Origin of the sequence: Streptomyces sp. NPDC059373 (assembly GCF_042751495.1) — a bacterium.
Classification (GTDB): domain Bacteria; phylum Actinomycetota; class Actinomycetes; order Streptomycetales; family Streptomycetaceae; genus Actinacidiphila.
The window spans coordinates 25,004-41,757 of the sequence record NZ_JBHYXC010000003.1 but is presented as its reverse complement, the minus strand read 5'-3'; the positions used below and the strand labels follow the sequence as shown (position 1 = coordinate 41,757).

The following is a 16,754-nucleotide window of genomic DNA, read 5'->3' as shown; positions in this document are numbered from 1 at the left end:
GGACGCAGCCAATGACCACTCTCGACACTGACGTCGTCGTCATCGGAGCCGGGCCGGTCGGCCTCACCCTCGCCAACCTGATCGGCGTGCGTGGCCACCGGGCCACTGTGCTGGAAGCCCGCGACGAACTGATCGACTACCCCCGTGGCGTCGGACTCGACGACGAGTCGATCCGCACGCTGAGCACGACGGGCCTGTGGCAGAAGATCCAGCCCTACACGGTTCCCCACCACGTGGTGCGGCTGGTCAACGGGCAGGGCCAGGTGCTCGCCACCAACGATCCGAAGACGCAGGAGTTCGGCTACCCGCGCAAGCACGGGTTCATCCAGCCGCTGGTCGACAAGGAACTCGCCGCCGGGCTCGACCGGTTCCCGGGCACCGCGTTGAGGTTCGGCCACCGCGTCGTGGGCATCGAGGACCTCGGCGAGCACGTCGCGGTCACCGCCGAGCGGCTCGACGCCGACGGCAACGCCACCGAGACGGTCACCATCACCGGCCGGTACGCCGTCGGCTGCGAAGGCGGCAGCTCCTTCACCCGCAAGTGGATGGGCGCCCAGTTCGAAGGCAAGTCGCCCTCGACCCGCTGGGTGGTCGTCGACGTCGAGAACGATCCGATCGGCACCCCGTCGGTCTATCTCGGCGCCGACCCGCGCCGACCCTACGTGTCCATCGGGCTCCCCCAGGGCGTCCGCCGCTGGGAGTTCATGCTTCACGACGACGAGCCCACCGAACTGGTCGACGACCCAGCCTTCATGCGCTCCCTACTCGAACGCCACGTCCCCGACCCCGCGGCGCTGACAGTCATCAACCAGCGCACCTTCACTCACCACGGCCGCCTGGCCGCCGACTTCCGCAAGGGCCGTGTGTTCATCGCCGGCGACGCCGCTCACCTGATGCCGGTCTGGCTCGGTCAGGGCTGGAACTCCGGCATACGCGACGCGACCAACCTGGCCTGGAAGCTCACCGCCGTCCTGAGCGGCGATGCCGACGACTCCCTCCTCGACACCTACACCGAGGAGCGCCGCAAACACGCCTCCGACATGATCGACGTGAACATGACGGCCGGCACGGTCATGAAGATGGGACGCGTCGGAGGCAAGCTGCGCGACGTGACCGCCTCGGCACTCAACCTCGTACCGAAGTGGAAGTCGTACTTCACCGAGCTGCGGTTCAAACCCATGCCGCGCTACGCCGCCGGCGTCGTGGTCGACCAGGCAACGCTCACCCCCGGCAAGGCAGAGGCCGGTTTCGAGCGCGGCCGGTTGGCGCCGTTCATCGACTCCGCCGGCGTACTGTCACCGGTCGGGCTGCAGTTCATCCAGCCGCGGGTCAACACCTCGGATGCCGCGAACGTCCTGCTCGACGAGGTCACCGGCGACTGGTGGACACTCGCCACCTGGGGCACCAACCCGACAGCCTTTCTCTCCCCCGCCGACCTCGGGCTCGTCCGCCGCCTTCGGGTCAAGCTGGTCTCTTTCATGCCCGAGGCCCAGCGCACCTGGGCCGAGAAGCAGTACGCCGGCTCACCGGCGCCGGTCACGGTGGTCGGCGACAGCACCGGGGCCCTCAAGGATTGGTTCGACGTGCGCGCCTGCGGCCTGGTCATCCTGCGTCCCGACCGCTTCGTGGCCGCGGCCTCCCTCGCCGTGCAGTCCTCCCAGGCCCTCACCGCCGTCATCGCCGCGGGGTCGCTCGTCACGGAAGGAGTCCAGGAATGAGCCTCGCCCTTGTCACCATGTCGCACAGCCCGCTGCTGGAGTACGCCGACCCACCCTCCGAGGTGGTCGACGCGGTCCAGGGCGCCTTCGGCACCGCGCGGGCCTTCGTGAAGGACTACGACCCCACGCTGGTCGTCTCCTTCGCGCCCGATCACTACAACGGCTTCTTCTATGACCTGATGCCGCCGTTCTGCATCGGCTACGAGGCAGTGGGCGTCGGTGACTACGGCACCGCCGAAGGCCCGCTGAACGTGCCGAGCGAGCGCGCCGAGGAACTGGCCCAGTGGGTGGCCGAACGGGACATCGACGTGGCCATCTCCCGTCGGATGGAAGTCGACCACGGCGCCATCCAGCCGCTGGAGATCCTCTTCGGCGGCATCGACACCGTCCCGACCATCCCGGTATTCGTCAACGGCGTCGCGAAGCCCTTCGTGAAGATGCGCCGTGTGCGGCAACTCGGTGAGGCGATGGGCGGTTTCCTCGCGACACTCCAAGACGAGCGCGTGCTCCTCATCGGCTCCGGCGGGCTCTCCCACGATCCACCGGTTCCGCAATGAGCCACCGCCGACGAGGCCGCTCGCGCCATGCTGCTCAGCGGCAGGCACCCCACGGCCGCTGCCCGCGAGGCCCGGCAACAAAGGGTCATCGACACGGCGAAGGCCTTCACAGCGGGCACGGCGACCATCCGGGATCTCAACCCCGAGTGGGACCAGGCCCTGATGAGGGCGCTCGCATCCGGTGACCTCTCCGCGACAGACACGATGACGCCCGAGCGGATGGCTCAAGACGCGGGCAATTCCTCCCACGAGGTCCGCACCTGGGTCACCGCCTTCGCGGCGCTCGGCGCCGCAGGCCCGTACGACGTGCCGTACTCGTTCTACAGGCCGATCCGGGAGTACATCGCCGGCTTCGGCGTGATGGCGGCACGCACAGCATCTTGACCGACCAGCGGTATCCGGCTCCTCCCTGGACCCCGTCCCACCGGGTTGGGGGTAGGCCGTCCGCCCCTCACCCCCAAACCCAACCGGGTTGGGGGTAGGCCGTCCGCCTGAGGCGGGACGGGCTGGCCCAACCCGCCCGCACCCGGCGACGGCGCGCACCCCGACGGTGCTGGCCCGTAGACCGAGGGTGCGTCGCCGGGTGCGGCTCCGTGGCCGGGTTGTGCCAGCCCTCCCCCAGCCTTCGGCCGGGGGGACCCCCACCTCGCTTCGCTCGCCTCAGGCGAGCGGCCTACCCCCAACCCGGTTGGAGGGAGGACACGCCTACGCCACGCTCACCGGGGCGTCCAGCGTGTCGCGCCAGGCGCGGACGGAGTCCGCGTCGACGGGGCCGGACCAGCCCGCGGAGCGGACGGCGCCGCCGACGTGGAAGGCGGTGAGGCCGGAGGCGAGGAGGGCGGGGAGGTGGTCTTGGCGGAGGCCGCCGCCGACCATGAGTTGGGGTTGGGAGGAGGGGAGGGCGGCTTCGGCCTGAAGGACGGGGAGGCCGGAGTCGACGCCGGCCGCAGAGCCGGCGGTGAGGTAGGTGTCGAGGCCGGGGAGGCCAAGGAGCGCGGCCCGCAGAGACGCGCGGTCGGCGGAGTGGTCGATGGCGCGGTGGAAGGTCCAGCGGGCGCCGGGGCCGAGGGCGTCGACGAGGGTGTGGACGGCCGGGAGGTCGGGGCCGCCGGAGGGATTGAGGAAGCCGAGGACGAATTGGTCGGCGCCCTCGGAGCGCAGGCCGGCGGCGGCGATGCAGAGGGCGTCCAGGTCGGCGGCGGAACCGGCGGCGAAGCCGTCGGTGGCTCGGAGCATGACCCGGATGGGGATGGCGACAGCCGCCCGCACGGCCGCGAAGGTCTCGCGGGCCGGGGTGAGACCGTCTGCGGCTATGTCGGTGACCAGCTCAAGGCGGTCCGCGCCGCCGGCCTCCGCCGCGACGGCGTCGTCCGCGCCGAGAGCGATCACCTCGAAAATTGGTCTAGACATGTGGCCAGCCTGCCACAATGGACGTATGACTGCCACCCTCCCGGAGCGCTGGTCCGAGCTTCTGCGCCGCGTGCAGACCGAAGACGTGGACCCGGCCCCGTACGGCCGGGACCTGCTCGCCCGCTGGGCGGAGCCGCAGCGCCGCTACCACACCACCGATCACCTGGGCGCGGTCCTGGACCGGGTCGACGAGCTGGCCGGGTATGCCGACGACGCGGACGCGGTCCGGCTGGCGGCCTGGTTCCATGACGCGGTCTATCTGCCGGACCGCTCCACCAACGAGGAGCGCAGCGCGCGGCTGGCCGAGCGCGCCCTCGCGGAGGCGGGGGTCCCGGCTGCCACGACCGCCGAGGTCTCCCGCCTGGTGCGGCTCACGGTCAGCCACGACCCGGCCGAGGGCGACCACAACGGGGAGGTGCTGTGCGACGCCGACCTGGCGGTGCTGGCCGGCGCCCCGGCCGCGTACGCCGCCTATGCGGCCGCCGTCCGCCAGGAGTACGGCTTCGTGCCCGACGACCTGTTCCGCGCGGGCCGCGCCGACGTCCTGCGCCAGCTGCTGGCCCTGCCCCGGCTCTTCCGTACGCCCGTGGGCCACGACCGCTGGGAGCGCACCGCCCGCCACAACCTCGGCACGGAGCTGGAACTGCTCACGACCTGAGGCCGGCCCGCTCGCGTACCGACGCCGCGCGGGCGGTGGCCTCGGCGAGGACCGCGAGCTCGTCCACCCGGGTGAGCCGGCGGTCGCGCAGCAGCCATTCGCCGTCGCAGAGCACCGACTCGACGTTCTCGCTCTTGAGGGCGGTGACCAGACCGGAGACCGGGTCGGCGGCCGTCGCGAAATTCGGGGTGCGGGGGTCGATCACGACCAGGTCGGCGCGCTTGCCGGGTTCGATCGAACCGACGACGGAGTCCATGCCGAGCGCGCGGGCGCCGTCGACGGTGGCCATCCGGAGGACCTGCTCGGCGGGCAGGGCGGTGGGGTCGCGGCGCAGGCCCTTCTGGACGATGGAGGCGAGCCACATCTCGTCGATGACGCTCATGCGGTTGTTGGACGGAGCGCCGTCCGTGCCGAGGCCGACGACGACGCCCGCGTCGACCATATCGGCGATCCGGGGGGTGCCGAGGATCTTGAGGTTCGAGGCGGCGTTGTGCGAGACGGGGCAGCGGCGGGCCGCGAGCAGTTCGATCTCCTCGTCGTCGACCCAGGTGGCGTGCACCGCGAGCAGGCCGGGGCCGAGGGCGCCGAGCCGGTCGAGGTGGCGCACGGTCGAAGTGCCGCGCGTGGCACGGGCGTACGCGTTCTCCTCGGGGATCTCGGTAACGTGCATCTGCGCGACCGTGCCGAGGGCGCGGGCCCGCTCGACGGTCGCCGTGATCAGGTCGTCGGAACAGTTGAAGAGGGTGCGCAGCGTGTACGAGAAGCTGAGCCGCCCGTCGGCCGCGCCGTGCCAGCGGGCCGCCAGCTCGTCCTGGCGGTCCAGGGCCTGGGCGGTGGTCTCCTGGTCGACGACCGGGCGCCCCTCGCCGTCGTCCATGGTGCTGCGGCCGAGCAGGGCCCGGATGCCGGACGTGGCGATCCCGCGCGCCATTCCGTCGACGTGGCGGCCGCCGGGATCGGCGATGAGGGTGCAGCCGTTGCGGATCTGCTCGATCGCGCAGGCCAGCGCCGAGATCTCGCTGTCGGCCTCGTCGAGCGCGGTCTCGTACGGCCAGATCCGCTCGTGCAGCCAGGTCAACAGGCCCACGTCGTCGGCGAGTCCACGGCCGAGCTGCTGGCTGGTGTGGCAGTGGGTGTTGACGAAGGCGGGGATGACCATGCGTCCGGAGGCGTCGTACGTCTCCGTCGCGGGCGCGGCGGACGGCTCGGGTCCGACGTGGACCAGCTCGCCGCCGGTCACCTCGACCCAGCCTGCGAAGGGGGCCGCGGTGACCGGCACGACGAGCGCGGGACCGATTCGGAGGTCGACCGGCATCAGGTGCCCGGGCGGGAGTTGGGGGCGAAGCGGGCCAGGGCCACGGTCTCGACGGCGGCGATGAGGTTGTAGCAGAGCGCCGAGGCGAGGGTGAGCACGGCGACCGAGGCCCACAGATGGTCGTAGTCGAAGGTCGAGGAGTCCCGGAGCATCGCGTAGCCGAGACCCTGCCCGGTGGAGAGCCACTCGGCGAGCATCGCCCCGATCAGCGCCCCGGGCACCCCGACCCGGGCGCTGGCGAAGAACGCGGGCACCGCGCTGGGCAGCATCACCTTGCGGGCCACGACCCAGTCCCCGCCGCCGTAGGCGCGGCACAGCTCGGCCGCCTGCCGGGAGGCCGAGCGCAGCCCGAAGGACATGGTGACCAGGGCCGGGAAGAAGACGATCAGGCCGCTGATGACGGTGGTGCCCAGCAGGCTGCGGCCGAAGACCAGCGTGATCAGCGGGGTCATCGCGACCAGCGGCACCGACCGTACGACGACCGCCATGGGCAGGACGGCCTGCTCGACGCTCCGCGACAGGACGAAGACCAGTGCGACCGCCACAGCCGCCGCAAGTCCCGCCGCGAAGCCGAGCCCGGCGTCGGCCAGGGTGCGGCCCAGGCCGGAGGCCAGCAGCGAGCGGTGCGCGCCGGCCTGCGCGCCCTCGAAGAGGTAACGCCACACATCGGCGGGCGACTTGGCGACCATCGGGTCGAGGTCGAAGATCTGCAGGAAGATGATCCACAGCACGACGACGGCCGCCATGGTCACCGCGACGTTCACCAGCGGGCGCAGCAGCCCCGCCGCCCGCCGCAGCAGATCCACGGAATCGGGCTTCACGGTCGCCTTCGCGTCCACGGTCACGGCACTCACGAGCCCCCGCCTTCCACTGTCGTCGTACGCGACCACGGCAGGGCGAAGCGGGCCACGAGCCCGACCGCGCCGTAGGCGACGCCTGCCACCGCGCCGGACACCAGGGCGATGCCCCAGGTGCGGGGCACGTCGAGCTGCTGCTGGGCGATGGTCATGGCGATGCCGAGCCCGGCGTCGACCCGGCCTAGGTACTCGCCGATGATGGCGCCCAGCAGGGCGGCCGGACCGGCGATCTTGAGCGCGGCCAGGGTGCTGGGCAGCGCCGCCACGACCCGTACCCGGCGCATCTGCTGCCAGCGCCCGCCCCCGTACGCACGCACCAGGTCCAGGGAGGCGGGGTCCGCCGACCGCAGGCCCAGCAGGGTGCCGACGAGGGTGGTGAAGAAGACCGAGAGTCCGGCCATCGCCGCCATCGGCTTGTCCCCGTCCAGGACGAGGGACAGGATCGGGCCGACCGCCACGATGGGCAGGCAGTACGAGGCCACCGCGATCTGCGTGACCACCCGCTCCAGTACGGGCACGAGCAGCACCAGCACCGCCAGGCCCAGCGCCAGCGCGTTGCCGACCAGATAGCCGGTGAGGGCCTCGCCGGAGGTCTGGGCGATGTGCGGGCCGTAGAAGGTCCAGCCGTCCTTGAAGATCTGGCTCACCACCGCCCACGGCGTCGGCACGCCGTCGGCCAGGCCGAGCACGGTGGTCGCGAGGAGGGCCCAGGCCGCGAGCACGACGGCCAGGCCGGCCGCGCCCCCGGCCCACGCGGACCGCGAGTTCACGAGGCGTCCCCTTCCGACTCCGAGCGGCCGAACAGCAGTTCGGACAACTGGTCGGCGTACGCGTGGAATTCGGGCGAGCGCATCATCTCCGGGGTGCGCGGCCGGGGCAGGTCGATGGGCACGGTCTCCACGATCCTGCCGGGCCGGGGCGACATGACGGCCACGGTGTCGCTGAGCAGCACCGCCTCGTTGATGGAGTGCGTGACCAGCAGGGTCGTCACCGCCCGGGCCTGCCAGATGCGCTGCAGTTCCAGGTTGAGCCGCTGGCGTGTCATGTCGTCCAGGGCGCCGAAGGGTTCGTCGAGCAGCAGCACCTTCGGGTCGACGACCAGCGAGCGGGCGATGGCGACGCGCTGCCGCATACCGCCGGACAACTGGGCCGGCCGGGCCTTCTCGAAGCCCTCCAGGCCGACCAGCTTGATGAGGTCGGAGATCGCCTCCGGGTCCGGTTTGATGCCGCTGATCTCCAGCGGCAGCCGGATGTTGGCGGCCACCGACCGCCACGGCAGCAACGCGCTGTCCTGGAAGGCGATGCCGAGATGGTGCCGCTTGCGCGCGGCCTCCGGATCCTCGCCGTGTACGAGTGCCGTGCCCGACGTCGGCGTGTCGAGGCCGGCGAGGATCCGCAGGACGGTGGACTTCCCGCAGCCGGACGGGCCGAGCAGCGCCAGGAACTGCCCTTCCTTGGTGTCGAGGTCGACTCCGTCGAGCGCCGGCACTCTGCGCCGCCCGAGCCTGAACTCCTTGCTCAGCCCGCGCAGGGACAGCCCGCTGCCGGCCTCCGCCGGGGCCGGGCCGTCGGGTGCTTCGGATATGTCCTCGGCTGCGGTACTCATCACTTCGACCTCTGGTTGTGTCTCTGTCTCGGCTGCGGGATGCGTGGAGGGTGCTGGGCCGGCCTCAGATGAGGCTGGGGTCCTCCTTGTAGATCTCTTCGAGGAGCGAGAGATCGAAGAGCTTGTCCGCCGTGATGTCGAGGCCGCCGACCTTCAGCGTCGCGATGTTCTCCTCGATCAGCTTGTCCGTGACCGTGAACAGGCCGTTCTTCTTGGTGTCGGCGCTCTGCAGCAGCGAGTTCTGGTCCTTCGACTCCAGGGTCTGCTCCTTGGTGGTGAGCCCGAGCCCCTTGCCGTAGGTCTCGGCGGCGAGCTTCGCGCCGAGCGCCGGGTCGGCGATGCTTGCCTTCCAGCCCTTGATCTCCGCGCGCAGGAAGGCCTTGAGCAGGTCGCGCTGCTTGTCGATGGTGTCCTGACGCACGATGTACGTCTCGGACACCAGCGGGTAGCCGACATCGGCGAGCAGCATGGTCTCGACCTTGAACCCCTTCAGGCGCAGGACGTTCGGCTCGTTGGTGACGAAGGAGAACCAGCCGTCCACCGTGCCCTGGGTCAGCGGCAGCGGGTCGAACTGGACCGGCACCTTCGTGATCTTCGATTCGTCGACCTTCGCGGCCTTCACGAACGCCGCCCAGACCGACTCGTTGCTGGCCTGGACGCCGATCTTCTTGCCGTACATGTCCTTCGGCTCGGTGATCGGGGTCTTCGCCATCGACATGATGCAGAACGGATTCTTCTGGTACTGCGCGCCGATCGTCTTGAGCGTGGCGCCCTTGGCTATCGCCGCGCCGGTGATGTCCGGCGCGCTGATGGCGACGAGCGCCTTCTTGGTGACGACGTCGGTCTCCATCGGCGTGGCGGACGGACCGCCGCCGATCAGCGTGGCCTTCGAGAAGCCCTCGTCCGTGTAGTAGCCCTTGCTGTCCGCGATGTAACTGCCCGCGAACTCAACGTTCTTGATCCACGACAGGCGGAGGGTCAGCTCGCCGAAGTCCTTGGAACTCGACCCGGACGACGCCGTGGAGTCCGAGCTCGAGCCACAGGCGGCCAGCAGCGGACCCCCGAGCGCGACGGCGCCACCGATCTGCAGCCCGCGCAGCAGAAAACGCCTGCGGTCGGTGAGTCGCTCGGAGAGCGCAAGCAGGGCTCTGGCTTCTCTGTCCTCGCTGGTCATGGAAACAGGCTCCTTCCGAAGGCCGGATGGGGCCCGGCGCGTGCGAGGACATTAGGAAGGGAGTGTTGCGAGGTGTTACATCGCCCGTAAGCGCCATGTTTCGGATTTGCGGCACATGAAAGGCCATTGGCGCCGCGGAGCTGGGGCGCAGGTGCAGCGCGGGACCCCTGGCCGCTGTCCGCGGTATGCAGCTCGGGCCGGGTTCAGGCCGTTCGGGCCGGGCTCAGGCGGGGTTCCAGGCCGGGTTCAGGCCGGGGGGAAGTCCCGCTTGGGCCGGCGCAGTCCCGCCTCGGTGAGCCTGCGCAGCAGCTCCTTGCTGCCGACCTCGATCGCGCCCTCGCTGACGGCGGAGGCGTAGCGGTCGCTCGGCACGTCGTAGTGGTCGCGCTCGAAGGCCCTGCGGGGCGCGCCGATGCGGGCGGCGAAGGCATGCAACTCGTCGTACGAGACGTCGCTGACGAGATGCGACCACATCCGGCCGTGGCCGGGCCAGGTCGGCGGATCGATGTACAGGGCCATCGGCTTTACAGGGCCTCCTTCAGGGCGCCCACGGGTGCGACGACCGCCCCGGCCGCCTCGCACACCCAGTGCGGGTCCGGGCCCAGCTCGGGTTCGACGGCCAGCGCGTGCGGGCTCTCGCAGAGCGGGCAGACCGGCCACCGGCCGTACCGCTCCAGGAGGGCGTCCTGTACGTCCTGTGCGATCAGCGTGGCGACGAATTCCGCGCCGTCCGGCCACTGCTCGACCCACCAGCGTCGCTGCGCGACGGCGTCCTCGACGAGGGAGACGACCTCGGCGTCGGCGACGTCCGCCGCGGCGAGGTCGGCCAGGATCAGTGCGCGGGCGGTGTGCAGGGCGCGTTCCAGGGCGCCGTCCAGGTTCATGCCTCCATTGTCCCCTTGACGCCCGCGGGCCTCCGAAAATAGCTTTCAGTCTGTGACTGAACTCATGAAGGAAACCTTCAGTGGCAGTGGGGCCCTGGCCGCCAAGTTCAGGACCCTCGCGCCGTCCATGACCCGTTCGATGCACCGCGTCGCCGAGGCCGTGGCCGGTGACCCGGCCGGCTGCGCGAAGCTGACCGTCACCGCCCTCGCCACCCGCACCGGCACCAGCGAGGCGACCGTCGTGCGCACCGCCCGGCTGCTGGGCTACCCCGGCTACCGCGATCTGCGGCTCGCCCTCGCCGCGCTCGCCGCCCAGCAGGCGGCAGGCGCGCCGGCCGCCGTCACGGCGAACATAGCCGTGGACGACCCGCTGCCCAGCGTCGTGGCCAAGCTGGCCCACGACGAGCAGCAGTGCCTCGCCGACACCGCCGCCCAGCTCGACCTCGCCCAGCTCGAAGCGGCCGTCGGCGCGCTCGCCACCGCCCGCCGCACCGACGTCTACGGCATCGCCGCGTCCAGCCTCGTCGCCCAGGACCTGGTCCAGAAGCTGCTGCGGATCGGCCGGATAGCCCACGCGCACAATGACCCGCACCTCGCCGTCACCAACGCCGTGCAGCTCCGGCCGGGGGACGTGGCCGTCGCGATCACCCACTCCGGCAACACCCACGACGTCATCGAGCCGCTGCGCGCCGCCTTCGACCGCGGCGCCACCACCATCGCCATCACCGGCCGCCCCGACGGCGCGGTCACCCAGTACGCCGACCACGTCCTCACCACCTCCACCTCCCGCGAGAGCGAGCTGCGGCCGGCCGCCATGTCCAGCCGGACCAGCCAACTCCTGGTCGTGGACTGCCTGTTCATCGGTGTCGCGCAGCGCACGTACGACACCGCGGCCCCGGCCCTGTCCGCCTCGTACGAAGCGCTGGCGCACCGCCACACCCCCCGGAGGAACCACGCACGATGACGGACGACGCCTTCGCCGCCCTGACCACCGAGGCCTTCCGCCCCGAGCTCGCCGAGATCGACCGGCAGCCCACGCTGGAGATCGCCCGCCTCATGAACGCCGAGGACGCCGGCGTCCCGACCGCGGTCGCCGCGCAACTCCCCGCCATCGCCGCCGCGATCGACGCCATCGCCGCCCGTATGGCCCGTGGCGGCCGCCTCGTCTACGCCGGCGCCGGCACCGCCGGCCGCCTCGGCGTCCTCGACGCCAGCGAATGCCCGCCCACCTTCAACACCCCGCCCGAGCAGGTCCTCGGGCTCATCGCCGGCGGCCCCTCCGCCCTGGTCGCCTCCGTCGAAGGAGCCGAGGACAGCAAGGCGCTCGCCGCCGCCGACCTCGACGAACTCAAACTGACCCCCGACGACACGGTCGTCGGCATCGCCGCGTCCGGCCGTACGCCCTACGCCGTCGGCGCCGTCGAGCACGCCCGCGCCCTTGGCGCTCTGACGGTTGGGGTTTCCTGCAACGCGGGGTCCGCGCTGGCGGCTGCCGCCGAGCACGGCATCGAGGTCGTCGTCGGGCCCGAATTCCTCACGGGGTCGACCCGGTTGAAGTCCGGGACGGCGCAGAAGCTGGTCCTCAACATGCTGTCGACCATCACGATGATCCGGCTGGGGAAGACGTACGGGAACCTGATGGTCGACGTCCGGGCCTCCAACGAGAAGCTTCGGGCTCGGTCGCGGCGGATCGTCGCTCTCGCGACGGGCGCCCCTGTCGATGCCGTCGAGGCGGCGCTCGCTGTGACCGGCGGTGAGGTCAAGCCGGCGATCCTCGTGGTCCTGGGCGGAGTTGACGGGCCTACGGCCGAGCGGCTCCTGGCGGAGGCGGGTGGCCATCTGCGGGCAGCGCTGGCGTCCGCAGGGGGTTGACCTCCCCCACCCCGCCCCTGCCCGATTCTTGGACGCCGCCCTCGCACTGCTCGGCCCCGGGGGGCCTCACAGGCTTCGGGACGGCTGCGCCGGACTCCGTCCGCCGTGCCGGGGCTGCCGCCCGGGGGGCTGGGGTCTTTCCCCCACCCCGCCCCTTCCCGAAACCAGGGGCGCTGCCCCTGGACCCCGGGTGGGTGTGTTGTCGGGTGGGGGTCCGTGGCCGGGTTGTGCCAGCCCGTTCCGCCTCTGGCGGACGGCCTACCCACAACCCGGTCGGCCGTGAATTCAGCCCGTCCGGCGTTTGAGGACACGCCCGGAGGGCGTTCGGGGGTCCAGGGGGCTGGCCCTCTGGTTTCGGGAAGGGGCGGGGTGGGGGGAGGGCAACCGGCCACAGCGACCGCTAGACGCGGCGCCGCAAGGACGCGTCGCCTGCGAGCTGCTCCGGCAGCCGTGCGGCGTGGACGACCGCGAGGCCGGAGACGGCCCTGGTGAGGGCGACGTAGAGGCGCCGCAGGCCGGTGCGTTCGTCGGGCTCGCCGTCGACGACGGCGGCGGGTTCGTCCAGGACGACGTAGTCGTACTCGAGGCCCTTGGCGAGCGTGGCGGGGACCAGGGTGAGGCGGGCCTCGGCCGAGGTCTCCTCGCCGGGGGCGAGGCAGGCGAGCCCTTCGGTGGCGAGGGCTTCGGCCAGCGCGGGGATGCGGGCGTCGGCGGCGATGAGGCCGACGGAGCCCTCGTGGCGGAGGGCGTCGCGGCAGGCGTCGAGGACGGCCGCGTCGAGGCCGTCGACCGGGACGGCCCGTACGGAGAAGTCGCCGGGGCTGTCACGTACGGAGGTCGCCTCGGTCAGGCCGGGGGCGATGGCGGGCAGCAGCCGGGAGGCGTACGCGATGACGGAGCGCGGGACGCGGAAGCCCCGGGTCAGCTCCTCGACCGGGGCGCCGGGCTTGCCGAGGTGGGCGAGGGCCTCCTCCCAGGTGGCGGTGGCCCAGGGGGTGGTGCCCTGCGCGATGTCGCCGAGGACGGTCGCGGAGCCCGTGGAGCAGCGGCGGCCGACGGCGCGGTACTGCATGGGCGAGAGGTCCTGGGCCTCGTCGAGCACGACATGGCCGAGGGAGTGCGTGCGCTGGACCAGGTCGGTCGCCTCGTCGACCAGCACCGCGTCGGCGGCGGAGAAGCGCGCGGAGGCCAGGCCGCGGGCCGGCTTGACCCAGAGGATCTCCTTCTGCTCGTCCTCGGTGAGGATCCCTTCGGCGCATTCCGCCAGGAAGTCCGCGTCGGACAGCAGCCGGAGCACCGTCTTTGCCGGGTCGGCCGGCGGCCAGACCGCCTTCACCGCGGCCTTCACCGCCGCGTTCCGGGCCACCGCGTCCTGCACCCGGTCGTCCGGCGCCTCACCGGACTGCTCCATCCGTACGAGGACGGCGTGCGCGATCCGCTGCGGCAGCGCCTCGCGGGCGGCACCGTAGCGGATGTCACGGTCCATCATCTCGCGGACCAGTTCCTCGATTTCGTACGCCGGGATGCGCCAGCGCCGTGAGCCGCGCACCACGACCACCGGCTCGGTGGGCATCCGGATCCCGGACCGTACGGCCCTGCGCAGCACCTCCGCCATGCGGGCGTCGCCCTTGATGCGCCCGGCGGCCGCGGTGTCGGTGCCCCTGACCGGGACGTGCGCGACCAGGTCGTCGACGGTGGCCTGCTTGATGCCGATCTCACCGAGGGCGGGCAGCACCTGCTCGATGTAGTTCAGGAACGACGCGTTCGGACCGATGACCAGCGTCCCGGTGCGCGCCAGACGCTCGCGGTGCGCGAAGAGCAGATACGCCACCCGGTGCAGGCCCACCGCCGTCTTCCCGGTGCCGGGGGCGCCCTGGACGCAGACCGTGCCGCCGATCCCGGCACGTACGATCTCGTCCTGCTCCGGCTGGATCGTGGCCACGATGTCCCGCATCGGGCCGACGCGCGGCCGTTCGATCTCCGCCTGGAGCAGCGCACTCGTGGTGTCCGCCTCCGCGGGGTCGGTGAGGTGCTCGTCCTCGTACGCGGTCAGCTCGCCGCCGGTGTAGCCGAACCGGCGGCGCAGCGCGACATCCTGCGGGTCGGTGCGGGACGCGCGGTAGAAGGGCTGCGAGACCGGCGCGCGCCAGTCGACCACCATCGGGTCGCCCTCGGCGTCGTGGACATGGCGCCGCCCGATGTAGAAACTGCTGCCGGCGTCATGCAGGACGTAGTCCAGCCGGCCGAAGAAGAGCGGCGTGTGGGAGAGGTCGGCCAGCGCCTTGATCCGCAGCTCGATCTGGTGTTGCAGGACCTCGGCGGCGACCCAGCCCGCCGTCACGTCCCGGATGTCGAGTGCTTCGGCGTCCTCGCGCATCGCGCGCAGCGCGGCACGCGACTCCGAGAGATGGGCGCGCTCGCGGGCGAGGGGGCCGGCTGGGTCGTCGGTGCTGGTGGACGTGGGGGCGTGCGAGGGCACGGCTTTGCCTCCGGCGGTACGCGATGGCGGTCTGGCGGGGAAGCCGGCCGGTTTCCGTCCGGTCGGTGGCACTCCCGGGCAGGGGAGGCGGCAAGACGGAGGAGCCTACGCGGGCAGGCCCGGGATACGCGAATGGTTTTCCGGGGTGGACCTGAGGCTGACGCCGGTCCCCCGCGCGTCCGACTGTGGGCTGACGCGGCGGGCACCGATCTTTACACCCATGGACGGATGCGCTCGGACCTGGTGAATTCCTACATTGGAGACATGGCTAGCGCAATGACTCCCCCCGTCAGGGGCAGCTCGGCCCTCGGGCCGGAATCTGCCCGCCACCACCTCGCCCACCTTCTCGGGACCGCACTCCGGGCGATAGGCATCTTCGCCGACACCGTCTTCCGCGTCGTCCTGCTGGGCGCCGACGGCACCCACCCGCGGCGTCAGGCCAGCAGCTCGTCGGCGTCCACGATCCGGTAGGCGTAGCCCTGCTCGGCCAGGAAGCGCTGCCGGTGGGCGGCGAAGTCCTGGTCGATGGTGTCGCGGGCGACCACCGAGTAGAAGCGGGCCTCGTGACCGTCGGCCTTGGGACGCAGGACACGGCCGAGGCGCTGGGCCTCCTCCTGCCGGGACCCGAAGGTGCCGGAGACCTGGATGGCGACGGTCGCCTCGGGCAGGTCGATGGAGAAGTTGGCGACCTTCGAGACGACCAGGACCGAGATCTCGCCCTGCCGGAAGGCCTCGAAGAGCTTCTCGCGCTGCGCGTTGGAGGTCTCGCCCTTGATGACCGGGGCGTTCAGATGCTCGCCGAGCTCGTCGAGTTGGTCGATGTACTGGCCGATGACCAGCGTCTGCTCGCCCATGTGCTTGGCGACCAGCGCCTCGGTGACCTTCCGCTTGGTCGCCGTCGTGGCGCAGTAGCGGTACTTGTCCTCGGTCTCGGCCGTCGCGTACGCCAGCCGCTCGGCGTCGGTCAGATTGACGCGGACCTCGACGCAGTCGGCGGGCGCGATGTAGCCCTGCGCCTCGATCTCCTTCCAGGGGGCGTCGAAGCGCTTGGGCCCGATGAGCGAGAAGACGTCCGACTCGCGGCCGTCCTCGCGTACGAGGGTCGCGGTCAGGCCGAGCCGCCGCCGGGCCTGCAGATCGGCGGTGAACTTGAAGACGGGGGCGGGCAGCAGATGCACCTCGTCGTAGACGATCAGGCCCCAGTCGCGGGAGTCGAAGAGCTCCAGGTGCGCGTAGACGCCCTTCCGCTTGGTGGTGAGGACCTGGTACGTGGCGATGGTGACCGGGCGGATCTCCTTCTTCGTACCGCTGTACTCGCCGATCTCGTCCTCGGTCAGCGACGTGCGCTTGACCAGCTCGTGCTTCCACTGGCGGGCGGAGACGGTGTTGGTGACCAGGATCAGCGTCGTGGCCTTGGCGGTGGCCATCGCGCCCGCCCCGACCAGGGTCTTCCCGGCGCCGCAGGGCAGCACCACGACGCCCGAGCCGCCGTGCCAGAAGCCCTCGACGGCCTGCTGCTGGTAGGGGCGCAGGGCCCAGCCGTCCTCGGCCAGCTCGATGGGATGGGCCTCCCCGTCGACGTAACCGGCGAGGTCCTCGGCGGGCCAGCCGAGCTTGAGGAGGGTCTGCTTGATCTGGCCGCGCTCGGAGGGATGGACGGCGACGGTGTCGGCGTCGATCCGGGTGCCGACGAGCGGGATGATCTTCTTCGAGCGGAGGATCTCCTCGAGCACCGGGCGGTCGGTCGAGGTCAGGACCAGGCCGTGGGTGGGGTGCTTGGCGATGGTGAGGCGGCCGTAGCGGGACATCGTCTCGGCGACGTCGACCAGCAGGGCGTGCGGGACGGGGTAGCGGGAGTGCGCGACGAGGGCGTCGACGACCTGCTCGGCGTCATGGCCGGCGGCGCGGGCGTTCCACAGGCCGAGCGGGGTCACCCGGTAGGTGTGGATGTGCTCGGGGGCACGCTCCAGCTCGGCGAAGGGCGCGATGGCGCGGCGGCAGGCGTCCGCCTGGGGGTGGTCGACCTCCAGGAGCAGCGTCTTGTCGCTCTGGACGATGAGGGGCCCGTTGTTCACGCCGCCGCCCTTCCGGTTTCCGGTGTGCGCTCGGTGCGCGCGATTCGGGACAAGCCTCCAGTGTCCACCATCGGCGGAGGCCCGTGCGGTGCGTATGGATGTTGGGGGCGGGTAGTCGTCTGCCCGTGACACGTCAAGCGTTGCGAGTC

The 16,754-nt window shown here is 71.6% G+C and carries 15 protein-coding genes and 1 pseudogene; 6 read left to right on the top strand and 10 right to left on the bottom strand.

Annotation, left to right across the window (positions count from 1 at the left end; all coding sequences use genetic code 11):
- Positions 1–11 precede the first annotated feature (11 nt).
- Positions 12–1,718 carry a bifunctional 3-(3-hydroxy-phenyl)propionate/3-hydroxycinnamic acid hydroxylase gene (locus ACFXJ5_RS08005; RefSeq protein ID WP_384628447.1) on the top strand — a complete coding sequence of 569 codons (1,707 nt, stop codon included), beginning with the start codon at positions 12–14 and terminating at the stop codon, positions 1,716–1,718.
- Positions 1,715–2,659 (top strand): annotated as a pseudogene (locus tag ACFXJ5_RS08000) (3-carboxyethylcatechol 2,3-dioxygenase). The gene ACFXJ5_RS08005 and the pseudogene ACFXJ5_RS08000 overlap by 4 nt, the downstream one beginning before the upstream one ends.
- A 321-nt stretch (positions 2,660–2,980) precedes the next feature.
- Here ACFXJ5_RS08000 and ACFXJ5_RS07995 read toward each other — a convergent pair.
- A complete protein-coding gene (locus tag ACFXJ5_RS07995; protein WP_384628445.1) occupies positions 2,981–3,685 on the bottom strand; it encodes a copper homeostasis protein CutC in 705 nt (234 codons plus the stop codon).
- 25 nt (positions 3,686–3,710) lie between these two features.
- Between ACFXJ5_RS07995 and ACFXJ5_RS07990 the strand changes: the two genes are divergently transcribed.
- Positions 3,711–4,343 carry a hypothetical protein gene (locus tag ACFXJ5_RS07990; RefSeq protein WP_384628443.1) on the top strand — a complete coding sequence of 211 codons (633 nt, stop codon included), beginning with the start codon at positions 3,711–3,713 and terminating at the stop codon, positions 4,341–4,343.
- On the opposite strand, the gene ACFXJ5_RS07985 is transcribed toward ACFXJ5_RS07990, so the two are convergent.
- The 7 genes from ACFXJ5_RS07985 to ACFXJ5_RS07955 form a co-directional block, all read right to left on the bottom strand.
- Positions 4,333–5,658 (bottom strand): amidohydrolase family protein, encoded by a 1,326-nt coding sequence (locus tag ACFXJ5_RS07985; RefSeq protein ID WP_384628441.1) that lies wholly within the window; start codon positions 5,656–5,658, stop codon positions 4,333–4,335. The two genes, ACFXJ5_RS07990 and ACFXJ5_RS07985, sit on opposite strands and share 11 nt — an antisense overlap.
- The gene (locus tag ACFXJ5_RS07980; RefSeq protein ID WP_384628438.1) at positions 5,658–6,512 is read right to left on the bottom strand and encodes an ABC transporter permease; all 855 of its coding nucleotides are present in this window, start codon (positions 6,510–6,512) and stop codon (positions 5,658–5,660) included. The genes ACFXJ5_RS07985 and ACFXJ5_RS07980 overlap by 1 nt, the downstream gene beginning before the upstream one ends.
- Positions 6,509–7,285, bottom strand: a complete 777-nt coding sequence (locus tag ACFXJ5_RS07975; protein WP_384628436.1) for an ABC transporter permease — start codon at positions 7,283–7,285, stop codon at positions 6,509–6,511. Before ACFXJ5_RS07975 ends, ACFXJ5_RS07980 begins: the two co-directional genes overlap by 4 nt.
- On the bottom strand, positions 7,282–8,121 hold the full coding sequence (locus tag ACFXJ5_RS07970) for an ABC transporter ATP-binding protein (RefSeq protein WP_384628434.1): 840 nt from the start codon (positions 8,119–8,121) through the stop codon (positions 7,282–7,284). The genes ACFXJ5_RS07975 and ACFXJ5_RS07970 overlap by 4 nt, the downstream gene beginning before the upstream one ends.
- A 64-nt stretch (positions 8,122–8,185) precedes the next feature.
- Positions 8,186–9,295, bottom strand: coding sequence for an ABC transporter substrate-binding protein (locus ACFXJ5_RS07965; protein ID WP_384628432.1), 1,110 nt, complete (start codon positions 9,293–9,295; stop codon positions 8,186–8,188).
- A 246-nt stretch (positions 9,296–9,541) separates the two neighbouring features.
- The gene (locus tag ACFXJ5_RS07960; RefSeq protein WP_384628430.1) at positions 9,542–9,814 is read right to left on the bottom strand and encodes a DUF4031 domain-containing protein; all 273 of its coding nucleotides are present in this window, start codon (positions 9,812–9,814) and stop codon (positions 9,542–9,544) included.
- A gap of 5 nt (positions 9,815–9,819) precedes the next feature.
- Complete coding sequence (locus ACFXJ5_RS07955; RefSeq protein ID WP_384628428.1) at positions 9,820–10,179, bottom strand: hypothetical protein; 360 nt, start codon at positions 10,177–10,179, stop codon at positions 9,820–9,822.
- Positions 10,180–10,243: 64 nt separating this feature from the next.
- Here ACFXJ5_RS07955 and ACFXJ5_RS07950 point away from each other — a divergent pair, with 64 nt between their 5' ends.
- Together ACFXJ5_RS07950 and murQ are read left to right on the top strand one after the other, a co-directional pair.
- On the top strand, positions 10,244–11,143 hold the full coding sequence (locus ACFXJ5_RS07950; RefSeq protein ID WP_384629539.1) for a MurR/RpiR family transcriptional regulator: 900 nt from the start codon (positions 10,244–10,246) through the stop codon (positions 11,141–11,143).
- Positions 11,140–12,051, top strand: a complete 912-nt coding sequence (gene murQ, locus ACFXJ5_RS07945; RefSeq protein ID WP_384628426.1) for an N-acetylmuramic acid 6-phosphate etherase — start codon at positions 11,140–11,142, stop codon at positions 12,049–12,051. Before ACFXJ5_RS07950 ends, murQ begins: the two co-directional genes overlap by 4 nt.
- 400 nt (positions 12,052–12,451) lie before the next feature.
- Here murQ and ACFXJ5_RS07940 read toward each other — a convergent pair whose 3' ends face one another.
- Entirely contained in the window at positions 12,452–14,530 is a 2,079-nt protein-coding gene (locus tag ACFXJ5_RS07940; protein WP_384628424.1) for a HelD family protein, read from the bottom strand.
- 264 nt (positions 14,531–14,794) lie between these two features.
- Between ACFXJ5_RS07940 and ACFXJ5_RS07935 the strand changes: the two genes are divergently transcribed.
- Positions 14,795–15,001, top strand: coding sequence for a hypothetical protein (locus tag ACFXJ5_RS07935; RefSeq protein ID WP_384628423.1), 207 nt, complete (start codon positions 14,795–14,797; stop codon positions 14,999–15,001).
- Here the strand turns inward: ACFXJ5_RS07935 and ACFXJ5_RS07930 are convergent.
- Positions 14,965–16,605: a DNA repair helicase XPB gene (locus ACFXJ5_RS07930; RefSeq protein WP_384628420.1), complete on the bottom strand. Its 1,641-nt coding sequence runs from the start codon at positions 16,603–16,605 to the stop codon at positions 14,965–14,967. The two genes, ACFXJ5_RS07935 and ACFXJ5_RS07930, sit on opposite strands and share 37 nt — an antisense overlap.
- Positions 16,606–16,754 lie beyond the last annotated feature (149 nt).

Coding starts and splice junctions, on each gene's coding strand:
- ACFXJ5_RS07955 (WP_384628428.1), bottom strand. CDS start 10,179: ATGAACCTGGACGGCGCCCTGGAACGCGCCCTGCACACCGCCCGCGCA.
- ACFXJ5_RS07970 (WP_384628434.1), bottom strand. CDS start 8,121: ATGAGTACCGCAGCCGAGGACATATCCGAAGCACCCGACGGCCCGGCC.
- ACFXJ5_RS07935 (WP_384628423.1), top strand. CDS start 14,795: ATGGCTAGCGCAATGACTCCCCCCGTCAGGGGCAGCTCGGCCCTCGGG.
- ACFXJ5_RS07965 (WP_384628432.1), bottom strand. CDS start 9,295: ATGACCAGCGAGGACAGAGAAGCCAGAGCCCTGCTTGCGCTCTCCGAG.
- ACFXJ5_RS07960 (WP_384628430.1), bottom strand. CDS start 9,814: ATGGCCCTGTACATCGATCCGCCGACCTGGCCCGGCCACGGCCGGATG.
- ACFXJ5_RS07990 (WP_384628443.1), top strand. CDS start 3,711: ATGACTGCCACCCTCCCGGAGCGCTGGTCCGAGCTTCTGCGCCGCGTG.
- murQ (WP_384628426.1), top strand. CDS start 11,140: ATGACGGACGACGCCTTCGCCGCCCTGACCACCGAGGCCTTCCGCCCC.
- ACFXJ5_RS07995 (WP_384628445.1), bottom strand. CDS start 3,685: ATGTCTAGACCAATTTTCGAGGTGATCGCTCTCGGCGCGGACGACGCC.
- ACFXJ5_RS07950 (WP_384629539.1), top strand. CDS start 10,244: ATGAAGGAAACCTTCAGTGGCAGTGGGGCCCTGGCCGCCAAGTTCAGG.
- ACFXJ5_RS07985 (WP_384628441.1), bottom strand. CDS start 5,658: ATGCCGGTCGACCTCCGAATCGGTCCCGCGCTCGTCGTGCCGGTCACC.
- ACFXJ5_RS08005 (WP_384628447.1), top strand. CDS start 12: ATGACCACTCTCGACACTGACGTCGTCGTCATCGGAGCCGGGCCGGTC.